The 22,465-nt window shown below is 42.8% G+C and carries 22 protein-coding genes; 15 read left to right on the top strand and 7 right to left on the bottom strand.

Annotated elements, in window-relative coordinates; translation table 11 throughout:
* Nucleotides 1-11: 11 nt before the first annotated feature.
* The 7 genes from infB (at nucleotide 12) to PZ638_RS18995 (ending at nucleotide 10,222) form a co-directional block, all read left to right on the top strand.
* Nucleotides 12-2,750, top strand: coding sequence for a translation initiation factor IF-2 (gene infB / locus PZ638_RS19025; RefSeq protein WP_096864329.1), 2,739 nt, complete (start codon nucleotides 12-14; stop codon nucleotides 2,748-2,750).
* Between the two features lie 86 nt (nucleotides 2,751-2,836).
* Nucleotides 2,837-3,247 carry a 30S ribosome-binding factor RbfA gene (gene rbfA / locus PZ638_RS19020; RefSeq protein WP_004905894.1) on the top strand — a complete coding sequence of 137 codons (411 nt, stop codon included), beginning with the start codon at nucleotides 2,837-2,839 and terminating at the stop codon, nucleotides 3,245-3,247.
* Nucleotides 3,247-4,200, top strand: a complete 954-nt coding sequence (truB, locus tag PZ638_RS19015) for a tRNA pseudouridine(55) synthase TruB (RefSeq protein ID WP_110591057.1) — start codon at nucleotides 3,247-3,249, stop codon at nucleotides 4,198-4,200. Before rbfA ends, truB begins: the two co-directional genes overlap by 1 nt.
* Before the next feature lie 112 nt (nucleotides 4,201-4,312).
* Complete coding sequence (rpsO, locus tag PZ638_RS19010) at nucleotides 4,313-4,582, top strand: 30S ribosomal protein S15 (RefSeq protein ID WP_004905890.1); 270 nt, start codon at nucleotides 4,313-4,315, stop codon at nucleotides 4,580-4,582.
* 403 nt (nucleotides 4,583-4,985) lie between these two features.
* A complete protein-coding gene (pnp, locus tag PZ638_RS19005; RefSeq protein WP_094961648.1) occupies nucleotides 4,986-7,109 on the top strand; it encodes a polyribonucleotide nucleotidyltransferase in 2,124 nt (707 codons plus the stop codon).
* A gap of 93 nt (nucleotides 7,110-7,202) precedes the next feature.
* Nucleotides 7,203-8,120 (top strand): lipoprotein NlpI, encoded by a 918-nt coding sequence (nlpI, locus tag PZ638_RS19000; RefSeq protein ID WP_226617020.1) that lies wholly within the window; start codon nucleotides 7,203-7,205, stop codon nucleotides 8,118-8,120.
* 170 nt (nucleotides 8,121-8,290) lie between these two features.
* The gene (locus PZ638_RS18995) at nucleotides 8,291-10,222 is read left to right on the top strand and encodes a DEAD/DEAH family ATP-dependent RNA helicase (RefSeq protein ID WP_004905887.1); all 1,932 of its coding nucleotides are present in this window, start codon (nucleotides 8,291-8,293) and stop codon (nucleotides 10,220-10,222) included.
* Nucleotides 10,223-10,303: 81 nt separating this feature from the next.
* Here the strand turns inward: PZ638_RS18995 and PZ638_RS18990 are convergent, their stop codons facing one another.
* From PZ638_RS18990 to PZ638_RS18975, 4 genes are all read right to left on the bottom strand, one after another.
* Nucleotides 10,304-10,648 (bottom strand): type II toxin-antitoxin system RelE/ParE family toxin, encoded by a 345-nt coding sequence (locus PZ638_RS18990; RefSeq protein ID WP_164456148.1) that lies wholly within the window; start codon nucleotides 10,646-10,648, stop codon nucleotides 10,304-10,306.
* A gap of 15 nt (nucleotides 10,649-10,663) precedes the next feature.
* Complete coding sequence (locus PZ638_RS18985; RefSeq protein WP_094961647.1) at nucleotides 10,664-10,933, bottom strand: hypothetical protein; 270 nt, start codon at nucleotides 10,931-10,933, stop codon at nucleotides 10,664-10,666.
* A 153-nt stretch (nucleotides 10,934-11,086) separates the two neighbouring features.
* The gene (gene btsR / locus PZ638_RS18980; protein ID WP_004905884.1) at nucleotides 11,087-11,803 is read right to left on the bottom strand and encodes a two-component system response regulator BtsR; all 717 of its coding nucleotides are present in this window, start codon (nucleotides 11,801-11,803) and stop codon (nucleotides 11,087-11,089) included.
* A 19-nt stretch (nucleotides 11,804-11,822) separates the two neighbouring features.
* Complete coding sequence (locus PZ638_RS18975; RefSeq protein ID WP_094961673.1) at nucleotides 11,823-13,508, bottom strand: sensor histidine kinase; 1,686 nt, start codon at nucleotides 13,506-13,508, stop codon at nucleotides 11,823-11,825.
* 656 nt (nucleotides 13,509-14,164) lie between these two features.
* Here PZ638_RS18975 and PZ638_RS18970 point away from each other — a divergent pair.
* The 5 genes from PZ638_RS18970 to PZ638_RS18950 all read left to right on the top strand — a co-directional run bounded on the left by PZ638_RS18970 (nucleotide 14,165) and on the right by PZ638_RS18950 (nucleotide 18,163).
* The gene (locus PZ638_RS18970; RefSeq protein WP_094961646.1) at nucleotides 14,165-15,136 is read left to right on the top strand and encodes an HlyD family secretion protein; all 972 of its coding nucleotides are present in this window, start codon (nucleotides 14,165-14,167) and stop codon (nucleotides 15,134-15,136) included.
* 11 nt (nucleotides 15,137-15,147) lie between these two features.
* Nucleotides 15,148-16,293, top strand: a complete 1,146-nt coding sequence (locus tag PZ638_RS18965) for an ABC transporter permease (protein WP_004905879.1) — start codon at nucleotides 15,148-15,150, stop codon at nucleotides 16,291-16,293.
* Nucleotides 16,293-17,447, top strand: coding sequence for an ABC transporter permease (locus PZ638_RS18960; protein WP_206277227.1), 1,155 nt, complete (start codon nucleotides 16,293-16,295; stop codon nucleotides 17,445-17,447). Before PZ638_RS18965 ends, PZ638_RS18960 begins: the two co-directional genes overlap by 1 nt.
* Nucleotides 17,448-17,577: 130 nt before the next feature.
* On the top strand, nucleotides 17,578-17,865 hold the full coding sequence (locus tag PZ638_RS18955; protein ID WP_004905876.1) for a type II toxin-antitoxin system RelB/DinJ family antitoxin: 288 nt from the start codon (nucleotides 17,578-17,580) through the stop codon (nucleotides 17,863-17,865).
* Nucleotides 17,846-18,163 carry a type II toxin-antitoxin system YafQ family toxin gene (locus PZ638_RS18950; protein WP_272674589.1) on the top strand — a complete coding sequence of 106 codons (318 nt, stop codon included), beginning with the start codon at nucleotides 17,846-17,848 and terminating at the stop codon, nucleotides 18,161-18,163. The genes PZ638_RS18955 and PZ638_RS18950 overlap by 20 nt, the downstream gene beginning before the upstream one ends.
* 39 nt (nucleotides 18,164-18,202) lie before the next feature.
* On the opposite strand, the gene PZ638_RS18945 is transcribed toward PZ638_RS18950, so the two are convergent.
* Both PZ638_RS18945 and ubiU read right to left on the bottom strand, forming a co-directional pair.
* Nucleotides 18,203-19,078, bottom strand: coding sequence for a U32 family peptidase (locus PZ638_RS18945; RefSeq protein WP_094961645.1), 876 nt, complete (start codon nucleotides 19,076-19,078; stop codon nucleotides 18,203-18,205).
* 17 nt (nucleotides 19,079-19,095) lie between these two features.
* Nucleotides 19,096-20,091 (bottom strand): ubiquinone anaerobic biosynthesis protein UbiU, encoded by a 996-nt coding sequence (ubiU, locus tag PZ638_RS18940; protein ID WP_094961644.1) that lies wholly within the window; start codon nucleotides 20,089-20,091, stop codon nucleotides 19,096-19,098.
* A gap of 514 nt (nucleotides 20,092-20,605) precedes the next feature.
* Between ubiU and ubiT the strand changes: the two genes are divergently transcribed.
* On the top strand, nucleotides 20,606-21,130 hold the full coding sequence (ubiT, locus tag PZ638_RS18935) for a ubiquinone anaerobic biosynthesis accessory factor UbiT (RefSeq protein WP_094961643.1): 525 nt from the start codon (nucleotides 20,606-20,608) through the stop codon (nucleotides 21,128-21,130).
* Nucleotides 21,124-21,627, top strand: a complete 504-nt coding sequence (locus PZ638_RS18930; RefSeq protein WP_004905865.1) for a GNAT family N-acetyltransferase — start codon at nucleotides 21,124-21,126, stop codon at nucleotides 21,625-21,627. The genes ubiT and PZ638_RS18930 overlap by 7 nt, the downstream gene beginning before the upstream one ends.
* Here PZ638_RS18930 and PZ638_RS18925 read toward each other — a convergent pair.
* Nucleotides 21,600-21,938, bottom strand: a complete 339-nt coding sequence (locus PZ638_RS18925; RefSeq protein ID WP_004905864.1) for a GIY-YIG nuclease family protein — start codon at nucleotides 21,936-21,938, stop codon at nucleotides 21,600-21,602. The two genes, PZ638_RS18930 and PZ638_RS18925, sit on opposite strands and share 28 nt — an antisense overlap.
* Nucleotides 21,939-22,208: 270 nt before the next feature.
* On the opposite strand from PZ638_RS18925, the gene bhsA reads away from it, so the two are divergent.
* Nucleotides 22,209-22,460: a multiple stress resistance protein BhsA gene (bhsA, locus tag PZ638_RS18920; protein WP_094961642.1), complete on the top strand. Its 252-nt coding sequence runs from the start codon at nucleotides 22,209-22,211 to the stop codon at nucleotides 22,458-22,460.
* Nucleotides 22,461-22,465: the final 5 nt, after the last annotated feature.

Raw genomic sequence — 22,465 nt, 5'->3', positions numbered from 1 at the left:
GAAGGAACGGCATGACAGAAACTGTAAAAACATTGGCAACGGAAATTCAAACCACAGTTGATCGCCTGGTACAGCAATTTGCTGAAGCAGGGATCAAAAAAGGTGAGAATGACTCTGTTAGCCAGTCAGAAAAAGAAGCTTTACTGAACCATTTAAACCGTGAACAAGGCGGGGTAGCGGGTCAGCCAAGCAAATTGACACTACAGCGCAAAACTCGTAGTACGCTGAGTGTCCCCGTCACCGGTGGCAAAAGCAAATCGGTAAATGTCGAAGTCCGCAAAAAACGCACTTATGTGAACCGTGATGCTGAAGAAGCAAAAGCGGAAGAGCAGGCGCAGCGTGAAGCGGAAGAGCAGGCACAGCGCGAAGCTGAAGAACTGGCACAACGTCAAGCAGAAGCAAAACGATTAGCAGAAGAAACAGCTAAACGTGAAGCGGAAGAAAAGGCAAAACGTGAAGCCGAAGAGAAAGCAAAACGTGAAGCAGCAGATAAAGCTACGCGCGAAGCAGCGGAAAGAGAAAAAGTGAAACCAAGCGAAAATCAACAAAAACCAGGCAAAGCTGTAGAAAGTAATGCCGACAAACAACGCCGTGAAGCTGAAGCTGCGGAGCTAAAACGTAAAGCTGAAGAAGAAACTCAGCGCAAAGTTGAAGCAGAAGCACGTCGCGTAGCTGAAGAAGCACGCAAAATGGCAGAAGAAAACGGTGAAAAGTGGACTGCTGAAACGAAAACTGAAGAAGACAGCGATTATCACACAACAACTTCAACGCACGCTCGTGCAGCTGAAGATGAAAGTGATGAGAAAGAAGAAGGCCGTCGTTCACGTAATCGTACTGCAAAAGCACCTCGCCAGAAGAAAGGTAATAAACTTTCTGAAAAAGCAGATCGCGAAGAAGAACGTGCCGCAGGCCGTTCGGGTCGCAGCAAAGGTAAGCAACGTAAAGGTAGTTCTTTACAACAAAGCTTTACTAAACCAGCAGTTGCGGTTAACCGTGATGTTGTGATTGGTGAAACAATCACTGTTGGTGAACTTGCTAATAAAATGGCAGTAAAAGGTTCTCAAGTCATCAAAACGATGATGAAGATGGGCGCAATGGCGACTATCAACCAAGTGATTGACCAAGAAACTGCACAGTTAGTTGCAGAAGAAATGGGTCACAAAGTTATTCTGCGTCGTGAAAACGAATTAGAAGAAGCGGTAATGAATGACCGTGATACAGGTTCTGCACTTCAAGAGCCACGTGCGCCAGTTGTGACCATTATGGGTCACGTTGACCATGGTAAAACCTCTCTACTTGACTACATTCGCTCAACGAAAGTGGCATCAGGTGAAGCGGGTGGTATTACTCAGCACATTGGTGCTTACCACGTACAAACTGATAAGGGTATGATTACCTTCTTAGATACCCCAGGTCACGCCGCGTTTACTTCAATGCGTGCTCGTGGTGCTCAGGCAACGGATATCGTTGTTCTGGTTGTTGCTGCAGACGATGGTGTTATGCCACAAACAATTGAAGCTATTCAGCATGCGAAAGCAGCGGGTGTACCAATTGTTGTTGCAGTAAACAAAATTGATAAACCAGAAGCTGACCCAGACCGCGTTAGAAATGAGCTGTCTCAGTACGGTGTTATTTCTGAAGACTGGGGTGGTGATACTCAGTTCATCAGTGTTTCTGCTAAGAAAGGTACCGGTATTGACGAGTTGCTCGATGCTATCTTGCTGCAAGCTGAAGTTTTAGAACTGAAAGCGGTATATGCAGGCATGGCAAGTGGTGTCGTTGTTGAGTCGTACTTAGACAAAGGTCGTGGCCCAGTTGCAACAATCTTAGTTCAAGAAGGTACACTGAACAAAGGCGATATCGTCCTGTGTGGTTTCGAATATGGCCGTATTCGTGCAATGCGTAACGAATTAGGTAAAGAAGTTCAGTCTGCAGGCCCTTCAATGCCTGTTGAGATCTTAGGCTTATCTAACGTACCTTCAGCGGGTGATGAAGCTACCGTTGTACGTGACGAGAAAAAAGCACGTGAAGTTGCCTTGTATCGTCAAGGTAAATTCCGTGATGTTAAATTAGCTCGCCAGCAGAAATCTAAACTGGAAAACATGTTTGCTAACATGGAAGAAGGTAAAGTGTCTGAGCTGAACATCGTTCTGAAAACCGACGTACAAGGTACTTGTGAAGCAATTACCGACTCTCTAATGAAGCTGTCGACTGATGAAGTTAAAATTAAAATCATCGGTTCTGGTGTAGGTGGTATCACTGAAACTGACGCAACATTAGCTGCGGCATCGAATGCTATCATCTTAGGCTTCAACGTACGTGCAGATGCTTCTGCTCGTCGCGTAATTGAAAGTGAAAGTGTTGACTTACGCTACTACTCTGTTATCTATAGCTTAATTGATGAAATCAAACAAGCTATGAGCGGTATGTTAGCGCCTGAGTACAAACAGCAAATTATTGGACTTGCAGAAGTTCGTGATGTATTTAAATCACCGAAATTCGGCGCGGTTGCTGGTTGTATGGTCACTGAAGGCACTATCAAACGTAATAACCCAATCCGCGTATTACGTGATAACGTGGTTATTTATGAAGGTGAGCTAGAGTCACTACGTCGCTTTAAAGATGACGTCAATGAAGTTCGTAACGGTATGGAATGTGGTATCGGCGTTAAGAACTACAACGATGTTCGTGTAGGCGATATGATTGAAGTTTTCGAAATTATTGAAGTTAAACGTTCTATTGACGGTTAATTTTGTGAGTACCCACGAAATGTCGTGGTGAGAAAACAGTATGAATGAGGGGGCGCTTGCCCCCTTTATTGTCAGGAGATATAACGATGGCAAAAGAATTCAGTCGTGCACAACGCGTTGCGCAAGAGATGCAAAAAGAAATTGCGATCATCTTACAACGTGAGATCAAAGACCCACGTATTGGTATGGCTACCGTTTCAGGTGTCGAGTTATCTCGCGATCTCGCATACGGTAAAGTCTTTGTGACCTTCTTCAATATCGCTAACGATAAAAGCGAAGAAGAAATGGTTGCAGATGGCATTAAAGCATTAAATGAAGCATCAGGCTTTATACGTTCATTAATTGGAAAAGCAATGCGTTTGCGTATTATTCCTGAGTTAACATTTGAATATGACAACTCTCTTGTTGACGGTATGCGGATGTCTAATTTAGTGTCAAATGTGATCCGCGATGATGAAAAACGTCGTGCGGATGTTAGTGATAAAGAGGAAAAATAATGGGGCGTCGTCGTAGCGGCCGTAATATTGACGGCGTAGTGCTGCTGGATAAACCCACGGACATTTCTTCAAATGATGCGCTGCAAAAAGTGCGGCGCTTTTTTAATGCCAATAAAGCTGGGCACACGGGGGCACTTGACCCTCTCGCAACAGGTATGTTGCCTGTTTGTCTCGGCGAAGCGACGAAATTTTCCCAGTTTTTACTCGATTCAGATAAACGTTATCGCGTGATTGCACGTCTTGGGCAACGCACTGATACGTCAGATTCACATGGCGAAATTATTAGTGAGCGTAACGTAGAGTTTACACAGCAGCAACTAGATGATGCTTTAGAATTTTTCCGTGGTGATACATTACAAGTTCCTTCAATGTATTCAGCGTTGAAACACCAAGGTCGTCCGTTGTATGAATATGCGCGTAAAGGGATTACAGTTGAGCGTGAAGCTCGCCCAATTACAGTGTATGAATTGCAGTTTATTCGTTTAGAAAATAATGAATTAGAACTGGAGATACACTGTTCTAAAGGAACCTATATTCGTACAATTATCGATGATTTAGGTGAGATGTTAGGCTGTGGTGCGCATGTGATTTACCTGCGTCGAGTGCAAGTGGCTAATTACCCTTATGAGCGAATGGTAACATTAGAACAATTAGCTGCTTTACGTGCAAAAGTAGATGCGGGTGAAGGTTCTTTTGAGTCATTGCTCGACTCTCTATTGTTGCCAATGGATACCGCAGTCGTTCATTTTCCAGCTGTAAATATTACAGAGGAAACAGCGGCTTATTTTAAGCAGGGTCAACCTGTGAGAGCCGCAGTCCAAGGCCTTGAAGAAGGTTGTATGGTTCGAGTCACTTGTGGCGCTGAGCAGCGGTTTATCGGTATTGCTCTGGTGAGTGAAGATGGCCGTATAGCACCGAAGCGTTTGGTTGTAGAAAATGAACAGTCCGTGTAGTGGCGCTTATTGCTTTGCTGCCTTAAGCAGCGTAGAATAGCGGCGCTTAATCTTGAGATGCTAAATTAGAGATTGGCTCTCATCACTTACATTAATCATTTTGGAGTTTATTATGTCTCTAAGTAATGAAGCGAAAGCTAAAATCGTTGCTGAGTTCGGCCGCGGTGAAAATGACACTGGTTCAAGCGAAGTTCAAATCGCTCTGCTGACAGCACAAATCAACCACCTGCAAAGTCACTTTGCAGAGCACAAAAAAGATCACCACAGCCGTCGTGGTCTGCTGCGTATGGTTGCTCAGCGTCGTCGCTTACAAGCTTACTTGAAAGGTAAAGATATCGCGCGTTACACTGCTCTTATCGAGCGTTTAGGTCTGCGCCGCTAATCTTACTCTAGATAATTTGAGTTGCAGCTAGGCGACAAATGAGTGAGTTACTAGGTACATACATGAGTATGTGGCTAGTACGAGTGAATGTAGTCAACAACGTTGCAACTTGAAGTATGACGAGTAGAGTCAGTTTCAGAGAAAAGGGGCCAGAGGCCCCTTTTCTTCTAAAAGTTATTTTGAAAGTTGAAGTAATACTCGAATTATACTTAACTTAAATGCTAAGCTATAAATCGTAGTGAGTTGTTTTTATTAATGCCTCTTCGCTACATCCGATTCGCGCGGCTAATGAGAGAATTGATCACTAGAACATCAGTATTCTCATTAGTCGCGAGGCTGTAGTAGGAAGAGTAAACCAATGCTCCCTGAGAATCTCAGGTAGCCTTACAAAAAGGGTAAAATAGTGTTAAATCCTATTGTTCGTAAATTCCAATACGGTCAACATACTGTTTCGATTGAAACCGGTATGATCGCACGCCAAGCATCTGCTGCTGTTATGGTTAACATGGATGACACTGCAGTATTCGTGACTGCAGTTGCACAGAAAAAAGTGAAAGAAGGTCAAGATTTCTTCCCTTTAACTGTTAACTATCAAGAACGTACATATGCAGCGGGCCGCATCCCTGGAAGTTTCTTCCGTCGTGAAGGTCGTCCTGGTGAAGGCGAAACGTTAATCGCACGTCTGATTGACCGTCCTCTACGCCCTCTGTTCCCAGAAGGTTTTTATAACGAAATTCAAATCATTGCGACCGTTGTATCTGTTAACCCACAAGTTAACCCAGATATCGTTGCGATGATTGGTGCATCAGCGGTATTAGCGCTGTCAGGGGTTCCATTCAATGGCCCAATCGGTGCTGCACGTGTTGGTTTTATCAATGACCAATATGTTCTGAACCCTACAGCAGACGAACTGAAAAACAGCCGTTTGGATTTAGTGGTTGCAGGTACTGATAACGCGGTATTAATGGTTGAATCTGAAGCTGATTTGTTAAGCGAAGAGCAAATGTTAGGTGCAGTGGTATTTGGCCACGATCAACAACAAGTTGTTATTCAGAATATCAATGAATTAGTGAAAGAAGCTGGTAAAGAGAAATGGGATTGGCAGCCAGAGCCAGTTAACCAAGCTCTTCATGACCGTGTTGCACAATTAGCTGAAAGCCGTATGGGCGATGCTTATCGCATCACTGAGAAACAAGAGCGCTACGCGCAGGTTGACTTAATCAAAGAAGAAGTCACTGCAGTATTAGTTGCTGAAGACGAAAACGTTGATGTTTCTGAAGTTGCAGATATTTTAGCAAGCTTAGAAAAACAAGTTGTTCGTAGCCGTGTTATCCGTGGTGAGCCACGTATCGATGGCCGCGAAAAAGATATGGTTCGTGCACTGGACGTTCGTACGGGGGTTCTGCCACGTACTCACGGTTCTGCGTTGTTTACTCGTGGTGAAACTCAAGCACTGGTAACTGCAACTTTAGGTACAGAGCGTGATGCACAGGTTATCGACCAATTAATGGGCGAATATACTGACCGTTTCTTATTCCATTACAACTTCCCTCCATACTCTGTCGGTGAAACTGGCATGGTGGGTTCACCAAAACGTCGTGAAATCGGTCACGGCCGTTTAGCGAAACGCGGTGTGTTAGCTGTGATGCCTGACCACGCAGATTTCCCATACACTGTACGTGTTGTGTCTGAAATCACTGAATCCAATGGTTCATCATCAATGGCATCAGTTTGCGGTGCGTCATTAGCACTGATGGATGCTGGTGTGCCAATTAAAGCCGCTGTTGCAGGTATTGCAATGGGTCTGGTAAAAGAAGGCGAAGATTTCGTTGTTCTGTCTGATATCTTAGGTGACGAAGACCACTTAGGTGATATGGACTTTAAAGTGGCTGGTAGCCGTGAAGGTATCAGTGCACTGCAAATGGACATCAAAATTGAAGGGATCACGCGTGAAATCATGCAAGTTGCCTTAAACCAAGCGAAAGGTGCGCGTTTGCACATTCTTGGTACGATGGAACAAGCAATCAATGGTCCACGTGAAGAAATCTCTGAATTTGCTCCACGTATTTACACTATCCGCATCAATCCAGACAAAATCAAAGATGTCATCGGTAAAGGTGGTTCTGTGATCCGTGCGTTAACGGAAGAAACAGGCACGACTATCGAGATCGAAGATGACGGTACTGTGAAAATTGCAGCAACTGATGGTATTAAAGCGAAAGAAGCAATTCGTCGTATTGAAGATATCACAGCAGAAGTTGAAGTTGGCCGCATTTACCCAGGTAAAGTAACCCGTATTGTCGACTTTGGTGCATTTGTTGCGATTGGCGGCGGTAAAGAAGGTCTGGTTCATATTTCTCAAATCGCGGACAAACGTGTTGAGAAAGTGACTGATTACCTACAAATGGGTCAAGAAGTTCCTGTTAAGGTATTGGAAATCGACCGTCAGGGCCGTATCCGTCTTAGCATGAAAGAAGCGGTAGCAACTGAAGAAGCAAGTGCACAACCGCAGGACTCAGCAGAGTAAGCTGACTTAACAGCGCTCTATTAAGTTAGGGCGCTATCAGCCTAAATTTGCTGAAACCATCATTTGTAAAGCGTGGTAATGTAAGGGCGGAGTATGTTGAACAGTATCTGTCTTCGGGTGAGAGATTATCGCACGTTACCGCGTGTGCTCTTGGCGCTTATCTTTTTTGTTATTATTGGATGTAGTAGCAAAGATTGGCGAAAGAACGAGGTATTTGCCGTTCCACTTCAACCTTCATTGCAACAAGAAGTGATACTGGCTCGTATGGAACAAATCCTTGCGAGTCGGTCTTTAACCGATGATGAATACGCACAGCTTTTATATGAGCGCGGTGTGTTGTATGATAGTCTCGGTTTAAGGGCGCTGGCACGTAATGATTTTTCAACTGCGTTAGCCATTCGTCCTGATATTCCTGAAGTTTTTAATTTTTTAGGGATATATTTTACGCAGGCAGGCAATTATGATGCTGCCTATGAAGCGTTTGATTCTGTTTTAGAGCTTGATCCAACTTACAATTTCGCGCGAATGAATCGTGGCATCGCATTATATTACGGTGAACGGTACAAACTAGCGCAGGATGATCTGCTGGCGTATTATCAGATAGATCCAAATGATCCTTTTCGTACTCTGTGGCTTTACCTCGTAGAGAAAGACATAGACCCGCGTATGGCGCAAGATAATCTTGCTGCCCGCTACAACCAAGCGGAGAAAGGGCAATGGGGCTGGAATATCGTAGAATTCTATCTTGGCAATATCAATGAAAATACATTGATGGAGCGTTTGAAAGAAACATCTACGGATAACACTTCGCTCGCTGAGCATCTCAGTGAAACTAACTTCTATTTAGGTAAGCATTACCTAAGTCTGGGGGATAAGGATAGCGCAGTTGCGTTATTCAAACTGACGGTAGCTAACAACGCTCACAGCTTTGTTGAACACCGCTATGCATTGTTGGAATTGGCGCTGTTAGGCCAAGAACAAGACGACCTTTTAGAATCGGGCCAGCAATAGCTGACGAACATTTCATGATAAATTTTTAAGTCATCATCCCTCGGGGTGACGGCCTATTTGTTCGTTTAATAAACACAATTTGAGCCAGTTCACATTTTAAATGAAAATGACCGAAATGATTTTCGCATGGTTATGTAAACTGGCTGCCATTATGTATGAGGCACCTTTACATGACTACTGAGACCGATATTTCTTTTGCTGAGTTAGGTTTATCAGCATCTATTTTGACAGCACTAAATGACCTGGGATATGAAAAACCATCACCAATCCAACAGCAATGTATTCCATTGTTAATGGATGGCAACGATGTATTAGGTATGGCACAAACAGGTAGCGGTAAAACTGCTGCATTTAGTTTGCCATTACTGCATAACATCGACCCAGATTTAAAAGCTCCGCAAATTTTAGTACTTGCTCCAACTCGTGAGTTGGCTGTTCAGGTAGCGGAAGCAATGAGTGATTTCTCTAAACATATGAACCGCGTTAACGTTGTTGCCCTGTATGGTGGTCAACGTTATGACGTACAATTACGTGCACTGCGCCAAGGACCACAAATTGTTGTGGGTACACCAGGCCGCCTTCTTGATCACTTAAAACGTGGCACGTTAGATCTTTCTAAATTAAAAGGCTTAGTCTTAGACGAAGCTGATGAAATGCTGCGTATGGGCTTCATTGAAGATGTTGAAAACATCATGAGCCAAATTCCAGCTGAGCACCAAACTGCGCTGTTCTCTGCAACAATGCCTGAGCCAATTCGTCGTATTACACGTCGTTTTATGAAAGACCCGAAAGAAATTCGTATTCAGGCTAGCATTACAACCCGTCCAGACATTGCTCAGAGCTATTGGACAGTGTACGGTATGCGTAAAAATGAAGCGTTAGTGCGTTTCTTAGAAGCAGAAGACTTTGATGCAGCAATTATTTTCGTGCGTACCAAAAATGCAACATTAGAAGTGGCTGAAGCGTTAGAACGCAATGGCTACAACAGTGCTGCACTAAATGGTGACATGAACCAAGCACTGCGTGAGCAAACTTTAGAGCGCTTAAAAGATGGTCGTTTAGATATCTTGATTGCAACTGACGTTGCAGCGCGTGGTTTGGACGTTGAGCGTATTAGTTTAGTTGTTAACTATGACATCCCAATGGATGCCGAGTCTTACGTTCACCGTATTGGCCGTACAGGCCGTGCGGGTCGTGCGGGCCGTGCGTTACTGTTTGTTGAGAACCGTGAACGCCGTCTGCTACGTAACGTTGAACGTACGATGAAACTGACTATTCCTGAAGTTGAATTACCAGATGCAGATCTGCTGAGCCAACGTCGTCAGGCGAAATTTGCTGAGAAAATTCAACAGCAATTAGAAAGCAGCGATTTAGACCAATATCGTTCACTGTTAGCAAAAATGTCTCCATCAGAAGATGTAGATATGGAAACTTTAGCCGCAGCATTACTGAAAATGGCACAAGGTGAACGTGCTCTGATCCTGCCACCAGATGCGCCACGTCGTCCACGTCGTGAATTTAATGATCGCGATGATCGCCGTGGTGATCGCCGCAACAGCAACGGCAATGGTTTTGACCGTGCAGAACGTGGTGAGCGTGGCGGACGTCGTGAGCGTCGTGATGTCGGTGATATGGAAATGTACCGTATTGAAGTTGGCCGTGATGATGGTGTGGAAGTTCGTCACATTGTTGGTGCGATTGCTAACGAAGCGGATATCAGCAGCCGTTATATCGGTAATATCAAATTGTACGGAACGCACTCGACAATTGAATTACCAAAAGGCATGCCAACTGACGTGTTAACTCATTTAAGTCGCGCACGCATTTTGAATAAACCAACTCAAATGCAGCTGATCGGTGATGCACAACCGTTCGAACGTCGCGGCGGTGGTGAGCGTCGTGGTGGTGGTCGTCGTGATGGCGGCAGCGAAGGTGGCTTTGGTGCAGGTCGTCGTAATGACCGTGGCGGTGAGCGCGGTGGCGAACGTCGTAGCGGTGGTGAGCGTCGTGGCGGTGGTAACCGTGACCGTGGTAACTCTGCTCCACGTCAAGATGGTACTAATGCAGCACCTCGTCGTCGTAGCAGCAGCCATAACGCGTAATTGCTAGGTTTTAGGGAAGTTATTCCCTAATAAAATGAAAACCCGCACTTCTTGGAAATGCGGGTTTTTTGCTAGCCATTTTTACCTAAGTATGTAGTAGCGATAAAGCGTTTTTTCTAAATCTTGTGCTGTACTGATAAAAAGTAGGATAACAACGTTATTTGTTTGCATATCAAATTCATATAAACAACGATATTGGCTAGTTATATCGATTCGCTCCCGAATTAGTAGACCATTATCGGCTAACATTTGATTTGGGCGATAACGCTTTGGATCTTCTGATATTGCTCTAACGGATGATAAAAGTAGCTCATCAACAAACGCGGCTGCTTGAACACTGCTCATAAAATTGATTTTAAAGGATTCTACATCCTGTAGTGACCATAATGCAGTTTCTGCGAGGGTGACCGTATAGGGTTGTTCCATCACAATTTCCTTTCATTATTTTCTTGCTGCACGTAATTTTTCTAGCGCTTCTTCTGGTGATAAGGTTCTCTTATTTTTAACATCATCTTTTGCTGCCATCACCAATTTTAGCAGTGCATTTGCTTGGCGCTCTCTTTCCCTTTCTTTTAGCTCTATTTCACGTTCTTCACTTGTTTGGATAAACAGCTCAGATTGCCCATTTTTTGTTACAAAAACGCCGCCCTTAAAGAGCTCAGGGTTACCAAGGCCTTCACGTGCTGCTTTTTGCGACATTGTATTAGACATATTTTGTTCCTATAAATAGTGAACACACAACCCAGAATAACGTATTGTGTATTTTTTGAACTTATATTTCTGATTATAGAAAAAATCAGTTAGATGTACAAATTTATTATTAATTTATACACCAAGTTTGTGCGTAGGAAGTTGAAGCGCGACTCAAACTAACCCCAATGCCTCTTTTAGTGGCTTGAGATAACGGCGGCTGACAGGTATATGTTCACCGGAGCTGAGTACCAACTCGGCTTGTCCACCGTCGCCAAACAGAATTTCATTTAACTGAGTCATGTTGACCAAATATTGGCGATGGCAGCGCACTAAAGGTGTACGAGTTTCTAATGTGCGTAATGTGAGCTCAGTAAAGCCTTCTTGCCCTTGTGTGCTCATCACATACACGCCACTCATACGTGAGGTGGCGTATAGCACTTCATCAAGCTTCATCAAATAGATGCGGCTATGGCCAGTACAAGGGATAAATTTGAGCGGCTCATTGTTGCTGAGTAGTTCAAGGTTCTGTTTTTGCTTACCTTGACGTAGGCGGTTTAAGGTTTTTTTTAATCGCTCTGTTTCAAGGGGCTTTAACAAGTAATCAAATGCATGCTCTTCAAAAGCTTGGATGGCAAATTCATTAAAAGCGGTAAGAAAGACGATATAGGGGCGGTCTTCTGGATCTAACATGCGTACCATTTCAAGGCCAGTTAGGCGCGGCATTTGAATATCAAGAAAAACCACATCAGGCTTTTTTTTGTGAATGACCCCAATCGCTTCAATCGCATTGGCGCATTCACCGATAATTTCAATATCATCGTGTTCTTCAAGTAGGCAACGCACATTTTCCCGTGCAAGAGGTTCGTCATCAACAATCAATACATTCATAGAGGTAATTTAATCATTATTATGTTGTAGCCAAATAAGGCAGGCGAATTTTCATTCGAGTGAATTTTTCTGGCTCATGTTCTACGCTGATACCATATTGTTCACCATATTTTAAACGTAAGCGTTTATCGACTAGCCCCATTCCTAAGCCATCGGACTTTTTAGTGGGCTTGTATAGCCCCGCGTTATCTTCTATTTCGATGTAGACATGTTCACTGCCGATATAACTACGTATTGTAATATATCCTGTTTCTAATAACTGTGAGGTGCCGTGTTTAATTGCATTTTCAACCAGTGGCTGCAGGGTAAATGCTGGAAGTTCAACCTGTTTGACTTCATCTGGGATCTCAATATGAATTTGTAAGCTTTCTTGAAAGCGGGCTTTTTCTATCTGCAAATAGGCGTTGATATGTTCAATTTCTTCACCAAGCGTGGCATTTTGTTCAGGCCGTTTTAAATTATTGCGAAAAAATGTCGAAATATACTGCACAAGCTGGCCTGCTTGCTGGCTATCTTTGCGGATCACGGCTTGCAGCGTATTGAGTACATTAAACAAAAAGTGGGGGTTCACTTGCGCATGAAGTAGTTTAACTTCAGATTGTAACAGTGATTGCTTATTGCGCTCATATTGGCCCGCGAGAATTTGCGCGGAAAATAAGCTGGCTATGCCTTCACCAAGGGTACGATTTATGGAGCTAAATAGGCTATTTTTCGCTTCATACAGTTTAATTGTACCAATGACTTTTTCGTTTTCCCCGCGTAATGGGATCACTAATGCAGAACCGAGTTTACAGGTGGGGCTTAATGAACACTTGTAAGGCGTTTCATTGCCATCGGCATATACAACTTCATTATTCTCAATAGCTTGCCTTGACTGACTCGACGAAATCGGTGTTCCCGGGCGATGGTGATCAGCGCCAATACCAATAAATGCGAGTATTTTTTCACGATCAGTGATGGCGACGGCGCCAATTTCTAGTTCTTGATAAATAATCTTGGCAACTTTCATACTGTTATCAGCATTAAAGCCTTTACGCAGAATTCCTTCAGTGGTTAAGGCGATTTTTAGCGCCTGAGCAGAGAATGCAGTTGTGTATTTTTCAACAATAGCGCGGCGGTCGAGTAAAATACGAATAAACATAGCTGCGCCAATCGTATTTGCGATGACCATAGGTGCAGCGATATTTTTAACAAGTTCGAGGGCTTCATCGAAAGGTTTTGCCAACAATAAAATAATTAGCATTTGTATGATTTCAGCAATAAAAGTGACACAGCTGGCAATCATAGGATTAAAAATTTTATTAATTTCGCCGCGTTTCATAAAGTAACGATGAACTAACCCGCCAATCAACCCTTCAACAATCGTTGAAACCATACAGGCAAATGCACTCATACCACCCAATGAATAACGATGCAACCCACCAGTAAAACCAACGGCAAAGCCGACAGCGGGACCGCCTAATAGGCCCCCAAGCACGGCACCAATGGCGCGAGTATTGGCAATAGAATCATTGATATGCAAACCAAAATAAGTACCGATAATGCAAAATACTGAGAAAATCAGGTAGCACATCACCTTGTGAGGTAAGCGAATAGTGACTTTAAGTAATGGGGTAACCAGCGGGGTACGACTAAGGACCCATGCGATCACTAAGTAGACGCACATTTGCTGGAGGAGGAGTAATATTAAGTCAAATTCGTACATGCTCGTCATATTTCACATTCTGGGGGTGTTGACTACGTTCAGCTCCTTGGGTCACATACTTGTGTATGCTCCCCAAGCTATCTTCTCTTGTCGCCTACCCACAATGTGAACTATTTAGAGTATGGCTCGTCATGTTTCATATTCTGGGGGGGTGACTACGTTCAGCTCCTTGGGTCACATACTTGTGTATGCTCCCCAAGATACCTTTTCTTGTCGCCTACCCATAATGCGAACTATTTAGAGCATGGCTCGTCATGTTTCACATTCTGGGGGTGTTGACTACGTTCAGCTCCTTGGGTCACATACTTGTGTATGCTCCCCAAGCTATCTTCTCTTGTCGCCTACCCACAATGTGAACTATTTAGAGCATGATACGTTGTGGGATTTTTATTTTGTGGCGGAATTATTTATTCTTGCTATCTATTATTAGTCTTTATTCGGCTTGAAATTATATCGTAAGTCACTGGTTAAGTAATCGACATTTGAGAAAAGTACACTCATCAATATTTGACATAAGGCTGAAACCGCTTCAATATTAGTCAATGACCTACCTTTTCGTGATCTTGCGCACGAATTTATTAACGCTGTATTTAACTTTCTTGTCATACTCTAGGGATGGTAGTTTCCCCCGTTATTATTTAAGGTTCACATAAATAATGAAAAAAAGAACAATAGCACTGATTTTGCTGATGCTTATCTTAATAGCAGCAGCGGCACTTTTTCATTCCCATAACCAATATTTATTGTTACAGGGGGAAGTCGATGCACCTGAAGTTATCGTAACCTCGAAAGCAAAAGGGCGGGTGATTGAGCGCCATATTGAGCGTGGTGATGATGTAAAACAAGGGCAACTTCTCTTAACATTAGAAAGCCCTGAGCTACAGGCGCAGTATGCAGCATCAAAAGCGGCAAGAGACCAAGCAAAGGCGCAGCTAGAACTCTCTATTAATGGTACTCGCGAAGAAACTATTCGTGATCTTAAAGCCACCTTGGCACAAGCCAACTCTCAATATCAAAATGCCTCTCGTGAATATGCCCGTTTAAGTAATTTAAAAAACAAAGGGTATGTTTCAGCGAATGAGTTAGATAACGCACGTAAGGCCAAAGAAGTGGCATTTTCGCAAGTCCAGGGGGCAAAAGCACGGTTAGAAGAAGGCTTACATGGTGACCGTATTGAATTACGTCAGCAATATGAGGCGGCGCTTGACCAAGCAGAACAAAAATTGGCTGAATTGCAAGTTCAGGTGGATGATTTGCAAGTTAAAGCCCCGGTTGATGGGGAAGTAGGACCTATCCCCGCTGAAATTGGCGAATTATTTAATGCAGGAAGCCCTTTGGTTTCATTAATACGCCTGCCGCAAGCTTATTTTGTCTATAACTTGCGTGAAGATATTTTAGTTGATGTGAAAAAAGGCGATAAAGTACAGCTGGATATCCCAGCGTTGGGTAATAAGGTGGTTGAAGCTGAAATTCGTTATATTGCACCAAAAGGTGACTATGCTACTAAGCGAGCAACACGTGCAACGGGTGACTTCGATTTAAAAACATTTGAAATTCGCTTATATCCTGTAGAGCCGATCGAAGGGTTAAGGCCTGGCATGAGTGTGTTATGGCACTGGGATAAGTAAAAGGTGTTGCCATGAAATTTAAGTTCGCTTGGCACGGTTTTGAGCACGCCTTTAGCCGTGAAACCCAAATGGCTATTCGTAGCCCTGTTTTTCATTGGTTAAGTTGGCTGTTTCCATTAATGCTGTTTACGTTAGTTAGCGCTAACTTTTCAGAGGGGACATTAATGGATTTACCCGTTTCTGTGGTGGATGACAACCATAGCCCCGTGTCTCGGCAAATTATTCGTGACCTTAACGCAGGCCCGCACGCTGATGTAAAAACGATTGATGATAATTTGAGTACGTCATTAAAAAGACTCGGTAGTTCAAAAGATTACGCGTTATTGTATATTCCTCATAACTTTGAAGAAGATGTTTTACGGGGGCGTCAGCCAGAGCTGCGGATGTATTATAATGCGCTCTTTTATGCATCAGGCAGTTATGCGATTCAAGATTTTAGTGGGCTAGTGGCAGAGCTGAATGCGAAGTATCGCCAAGAAATGGCTAAGTCCATGGGAAAGGCATTGCCGCCATTAGCTCAAGTCACACTTTCTTATGACAGTTTGTTCAATCCGAGCGGTAGTTATATTTATTATCAACAGTTTGCTGCAACTATTCATATGCTACAGCTATTTGTTGTTACCGCAACAATCTACACCATGTCACGAGGTTCTACCTTACAAAGTGTTAAACCGTTTGTCATGGCGTTACTTGGGAAGTTAGCTCCTTACACCTTATTTTTCAGTATATTGCTCGCCGTAGAGATTGCGGCGCTAGTCACTATTTTTGATGCTAAAGTGGTAGGGAACCCGTTATATATGATTGTATTAGGGTTTTTCTATGTGATAGCAGCGCAAAGTATCGGTTTATTGCTGTTTAGTTTTACCTCAAGTGCCATCATGGCGTATAGCTTGATAGGGATGCTGGTGAGTATCGCCTTAGCCTTTTCGGGTATGGCTGTGCCTGAGCTATCAATGATATTGCCTGCACAGATTATTTCTAATATTGAACCACTTACACATACATTGAATGCTATGTTTGATATTTTCTTGCGGGAGATTTCTTTTACTCGCATCGTTCAAGTGTGTCTATTTTTATTGATTTACCCATTCGTGATTGGCTTTTTAATCCGTAAGCGACTAGTAAAACGGTTAGAAAACCAAGGAGGGGTTGTCTAATGGCTATCTATTTTGCAACCTTTCGTAAAGTGCTGCTGGGGATGTTGGAAAAACCGATGTGGCTGTTATTATTGGTTTCTCTGTGCGTTATGAGCTTAGTTTATGCCAAGCCTGTTCTTTGGGACTTACCTGTTGCAGTGATTGATATGGACCACAGCACAGCAAGTCGTGAGTTAATCCGCGATCTTGATGCGACGCCGAAGGTGCAATTGCAGAGTTATGATAACCTTGCTCAAGCTCGTCAGGATATGATTGCGAGAAAGTTATTTGCGATAATTATCATTCCAACAGATTTTCAACAACACTTATTGAGTGGTAAAAATATCACTGTGCCAGTGTATGGTGATGGCACTAACCGGCTAGCGAGTGGGCAAATTCAGCAAGAGTTATCAATAGCTTACCAAACACTGCTCAATGCCTATAACACCCAGTTACTCACTAAAGCAGGCTATAGCCAAGAGCAAGCTAAAGTGATTATTACCCCTATTCGCAGTGAAACTGAGCCATTGTATAACCCAGGGATCAGCTTCGCAGCGATCGTTTTCCCTGGCCTATTGGTGATGTTATTACAGCACTCCCTATTGATTGCCTGTGTGCGAGTCAGTATCGCGGTCCGTTCTACGCCGAAAGGAAAACCGCCATTAGCCGTTTATTTAGGGGCGCTATCTGCTTTAATTCCGATTTGGTTATTTTTATCTACCGTATTTTTTGCCCTTTGGCCGTGGGTATTGGGTTACCGGCAAGAAGCGCCATTGTATGTGATTTGGATGTTCACGTTCCCATTCCTCTTGGCTGTTCTGGGGCTTGGCAAGTTAGTGACGGAATGTTTGCGCAGTGTCGAAATGATTTATTTAACTTTGGCATTTATTACGACCCCTGTGTTTTATATGTCAGGTACGATTTGGCCACTGCAAGCGATGCCTGATTGGGTTCGTATGATTGCATCAGCACTACCATCAACATGGGCCACAAACGCCATGGCAGGTCTTAACCAAATGGGACTACCGTTTAGCGATGTCCTGATGGATATCGTGATGATGCTGATTTTAGGGGTTATTTATACGGTCATTGGGGTATTTATTGGTATGCTCCGAGATGGCGAACTGCGTCATATTAGCCATATGTTTAACCGCTGGCGCAGGCATCGGCATTAATATTTAATCGTGTTTATGGTCTATTAGAAAAGGCGGCCTAAAGAAATAATGACTAATTAATCGACAAATGCTAAACTCAACCACAATGTAGTCACAATGTAGCTACGTTTGATATGTGTGGGGGGATGATATGTCAACACTATTGAAAACAACAGATGTTCGTAGTCGAATTGATGAACAATTAAAAGCGGAAGCCACGAGTGTATTACAAGATTGTGGTTTGACTATTAGCGCAGCTATTCGTTTGTTTTTAGAGCAAGTAGTTCAAGAGCAAAGAGTTCCCTTTGAAATCAAACGTAAGCAACCTTCGCTGAAAACTACACTAGCGTTGAAAGAAGCTAAAGCTATTGAGCAGCACTACGATTCAATTAACGAAATGATGGTGGAGTTAAGCAAAGTTGACTCAGAAGCCAAGTAATAAGCGAGCTAAGCAACCAAGGCAGGTTGCTTATACACCAACGTTTAAGAAGTCATGGGAACGATATAACCGAGCGGGCCGTAGGGATATGAATGCGGCTGTTCTCGTTATGGAAATACTGTTTTCTCAAAAAATAATACCAAAAGAATATCTTGACCATGAATTAGAAGGTCATGAATGGCAAGGAGCTAGGGAGCTTCATATTGGTGGTGATTTCTTACTGGTTTATCGCTTGTCAGATAAAAGTAATTTAATCACTTTCGTTGATATTGGTTCGCACAGTGAATTATTTGGTTAAGGTAATGAGCTATAGTTCGAGCTCATTACCTATTGTATATCAAGGCACTAGCAACAACCCTGCAATTTGTCGCCAATAACCATTACAGTTTTGGTTTACGATATTCAGCGGAATATCCCCATTTTCATTGGCTTTAAACTGTTTGATTATCTCAAGGGATTCTATACTTTCAGGGGAAATGCGCACAATATCTACAAGGTCATGCATTGAATGCAGGTCATTACCGAGGTTATAGCAAGCGCCGCTGAGCGTTTGAATGCCATTTAATGTAAACACCTGTTGGTGTTCTTGGGAAAGTACTTTGCGCCCTTGTGGGTAGTTTATACAACAAGTTTCACACTCGTCTTTTTGCTTATTTTCAGAGCGAGCAGTAAAACAGCGTGCGGAATAGGCAAGTGGTAAGTGACCGTAGCTCATCACTTCAACATCAAATTTGCCACGAATACCGATATCATCACATTGGTGAAGTAAATTGACTAGCCAATCACGAGAAAGCTCTACAGGCATACACCAGCGCACCATGCCTTGGCGTAAGAGAATATTTAAGGTTTGTGCGTTATAGCAATTCAAACCGTGGCCCGCGACAAAAGGAAGTCCTCTCTCGGCTAACATGTTGACCACACCAAAATCATGGGCTTCAACGAGAAACTCGCCATTATCAACTAATTTGCTGATCTCTTTAAGTTCTGAAGGTGCTTGAAGGAGAGCAAGGGTGCTCAGCACAATCTGTTTACCACTTTTCGTGAGTTGTTGTGCGAGTTCTATCCAATCATTGGGCTTCATTTCTCGACGTTTACTGCACACTGTCTCACCGAGATAGATAATATCGGCGTCACTTTGTATGGCGTATTGATAAAAATCTTCCAGCGTTTGCTTTGGCCAGTAATAAAGAATAGATCCTAACGAGTACTGCATGATATTTACCTTTTAAATTACTGCCATTTACGATGATAGGCACCCAATGTAGTTTGGCTTCCTTCAGAAAGCCCACCTAATGCTTTTAGCCATTTAGGGTCGGTGACAAAGTTATTCGGGTTGGATTTGTAACGGTCGATGGCTTGGCGCCAAATACGGGTCACTTCAGTCACATAAGCTGGGCTGCGCTGGCGGCCTTCAATTTTGACAGAGGCAATATTCGCTGCCATCAGTTCAGGTAATAATTCAATAGTATTGAGGCTGGTGGGCTCTTCTAGGACATGATATTTCTGTTCATCGACAAGATAACGTCCTTTACATAGTGTTGGGTAACCTGCATTTTCATCTTTTTGGTAACGGTCTATCAACACATTATTGAGGCGTGACTCCATTCCTTCCTCAGTTTGTTGCCAACGAACAAAACGGGCTGGAGAGCATGCACCTACGGTATTTGGCGACTCACCCGTGAGATAAGAAGACAGATAGCAGCGGCCTTCAGCCATGATGCATAAACTACCAAAAGCAAACACTTCAAGCGGTACAGGGCTATTTTTGGCTAATTGTTTCACTTGGTGAATAGATAGCACGCGCGGCAGGACGACACGATGGACTTGAAAATTACGTTCATAGAAGCGTATGGCTTCAGTATTGGTCGCAGAGGCTTGAACAGAAACATGCCTTTCAATATGCGGGTATTTATTTGCCGCGTACTCTAACATTGCGATATCGGCTAAGATCAAGGCATCGGCACCGAGATCTGCAGCAAGATCGACGGAGTTTTGCCAACGTTCGTAACCATTAGGGTGCGCAAATGTATTAATCGCAATATGTAATTTTCGTTTACGGTTATGAATATAGCGCTCAGCTTCGTGCAGTTTTTTTTCAGTAAAATTGAGTCCTGCGAAATGGCGCGCATTGGTATCATTTTTTAATCCAATATAAACGGCATCAGCACCGTTATCGACAGCCGCTTTTAACGCGGGCAAATTCCCTGCTGGGCAGAGTAATTCCATTGTCCTATCCCTGTATAAAATTTAATAGCTGCCATTCTAGTCAACAGAACTGTTATAGATTTTGATTTAGAGCAGAGAAATTGTTAATGGATATCAGTATTCGTTAATTAAGGTTGTTAGGGAAATAAGGGGACTGGTGGGTAATAAAGAAACTGTATCAAATAGTAGAGAATAAGTTTATTAAATAGGGAAAATAAATCATTTTTGACTAAATTTTGAACGTTAATTGGATAGTATCGGTAATTAGAGATAGTTTTTTATCAATGGGAAGTGAGAAATAAATATTGGCGGGATGGGCAAAAATTGATATAGGATCAAACCAATAATGTCATTTTTTGGCAAGATAACTTATCGTGAGTCAAATGTTAGGTTAATGACTTCAATAAGTGGGGTTATTAGCGTTGAAAATTTAATCATCTAAATATGCAATATGTTACCCTAAATAATTCGAGCTGCTACTGCGGTTAAGTAGTTACACGAAAACGGGCAGACAATTACTACGGGAGTCAGTACTGTGTTAGGTAAAATTCGTTCTCAACTCATCACAAAAGGCCCTTCATTTTTGAAACTGCCTTTAAAAGTGACCCCATTCGCATTACAGCGTCAGGTTCTCGAGCAGTTGCTAAGTTGGCAATTTCGCGAATCAGTAAAAGAAGGGGAACTTGATTTTCTCGAAGACAAATGGCTAAAAGTTGAAGTTCGTGACTTAGCATTAGTCTGGTTTATCAGTTTGCAAGATGGTCAATTGTCTGTAAAACAGCATGCAGAGGCTGATGTTAGTGTGAGTGGTAATGCGAATGATCTGGTACTGATCGCCGCGCGTAAAGAAGACCCCGATACGCTCTTTTTCCAACGTAGATTGGTGATTGAAGGGGATACTGAGCTCGGACTTTATGTGAAGAATTTAATGGACGCTTTCGAACTCGAAAACATGCCAGCACCGCTGCGTTTTGCTCTATTACAATTAGCCGATGTGATTAAAACCGTGAATGAAGCTGAGGACGCAGAGCCTAAATCGCCTGCGTTAACTTCATGCTAATTCGAGTTGAAATCCCTGTCGATGCAATGGGTATTGATAAATTATTGCGTGAAACATTTCCAACTGAAGCGGAAGCTAACCTTGTTCAACATTTGCGTGAGGATGGTTTGTTAACTCTCGGGGTTGTGGCAACAAATGATGATGGTGAAGTGATTGGCTATGTTGGCTTCACACCCGTTGATGTTAACGACGAAGACGTACAATGGGTAGGTCTTGCGCCATTAGCGGTAAGTAAAGCGCATCAAGGCCAAGGGATCGCAGAAAAACTGGTCTATGAAGGGTTAGATAGCCTTAATGAGTTTGGTTATGGTGCTGTCGTTGTACTGGGAGATGAACGCTACTATTCGCGTTTTGGTTTTGAACCGGCTTCAAGCCACGGCGTAAGCTGCCAATGGCCTGAACAACAGGCTCATTTTTTGGTTTGTGGCTTAGAAAATGGCGAAATCGGGGAACACCAAGGTTTGGTGACTTACTCTTCACACTTCAATAATTTATAGTTAGCTAAGTAGTCAGTTAAATCATCAGGCTGGTCAATGACCAGCCTTTCTTTTATCTTTTTATTCAGTTGCTTAACTTGATATTCTATTTTTGACGCGGCTGAGCGAGAACCAATAAAACAAGAAAATACCAGTTCTAGTGGCATTTTTCCTTTCAATGCTTTTGCCCCTGTTCCTGCCTTATGTTGCTCAAAACGACGTTGTACATCGGTGGTGATACCACAATACAAGGCGTTATTTTTCTCTCTTACTAAGTAAAGATACCAATCACTTTGTTTTGATTGTTTTTTTTCTAGGGTTGTTTTTATCATTCTGTGCTGATTTATAAGAAGAAAATATTAGGTTAACAACGAATATATTCGTTAAGTAAGATATTTATAACATATTAAAATTTAAATAAAAAATGATATTAAACTGTCACAAATTTGTAACCTCAACCTAGGTTAATATTCAAAATATTTGAATGACTATAGCAAAATTAGCTAATTCTCTTTTCAAAATAAAGCGCATAATATGATCCATATCACAGAGGGACAGTAAAAATCCCAACTAAAAATCAATTTTACAAGAAGGTATATACAATGAAAAAATCAACATTATTCGCTGCTGCTTTAACTTTAGGTGCTGTTTCATTTGGTTCAATGGCGGCTGAAGAAGTTCAACATACTAGTCAGCCAGCAGCAGGTTATGTCTCAGTAACGGGTGCTGTGAGTGTAAATGACCTGACCGCACAATTAGCCAAAAAAGCTGATGAAGCTGGCGCAACTTCATTCCGTGTGATTTCTGCTGGCGGTGAGAATAGCATGAGTGGTACCGCGGCTATTTATAAATAAATTTA

The sequence above is a fragment of the Providencia hangzhouensis genome (genome assembly GCF_029193595.2).
Taxonomy (GTDB): Bacteria; Pseudomonadota; Gammaproteobacteria; order Enterobacterales; family Enterobacteriaceae; genus Providencia; species Providencia hangzhouensis.
This window is presented reverse-complemented; position numbering and strand designations above follow the sequence as displayed.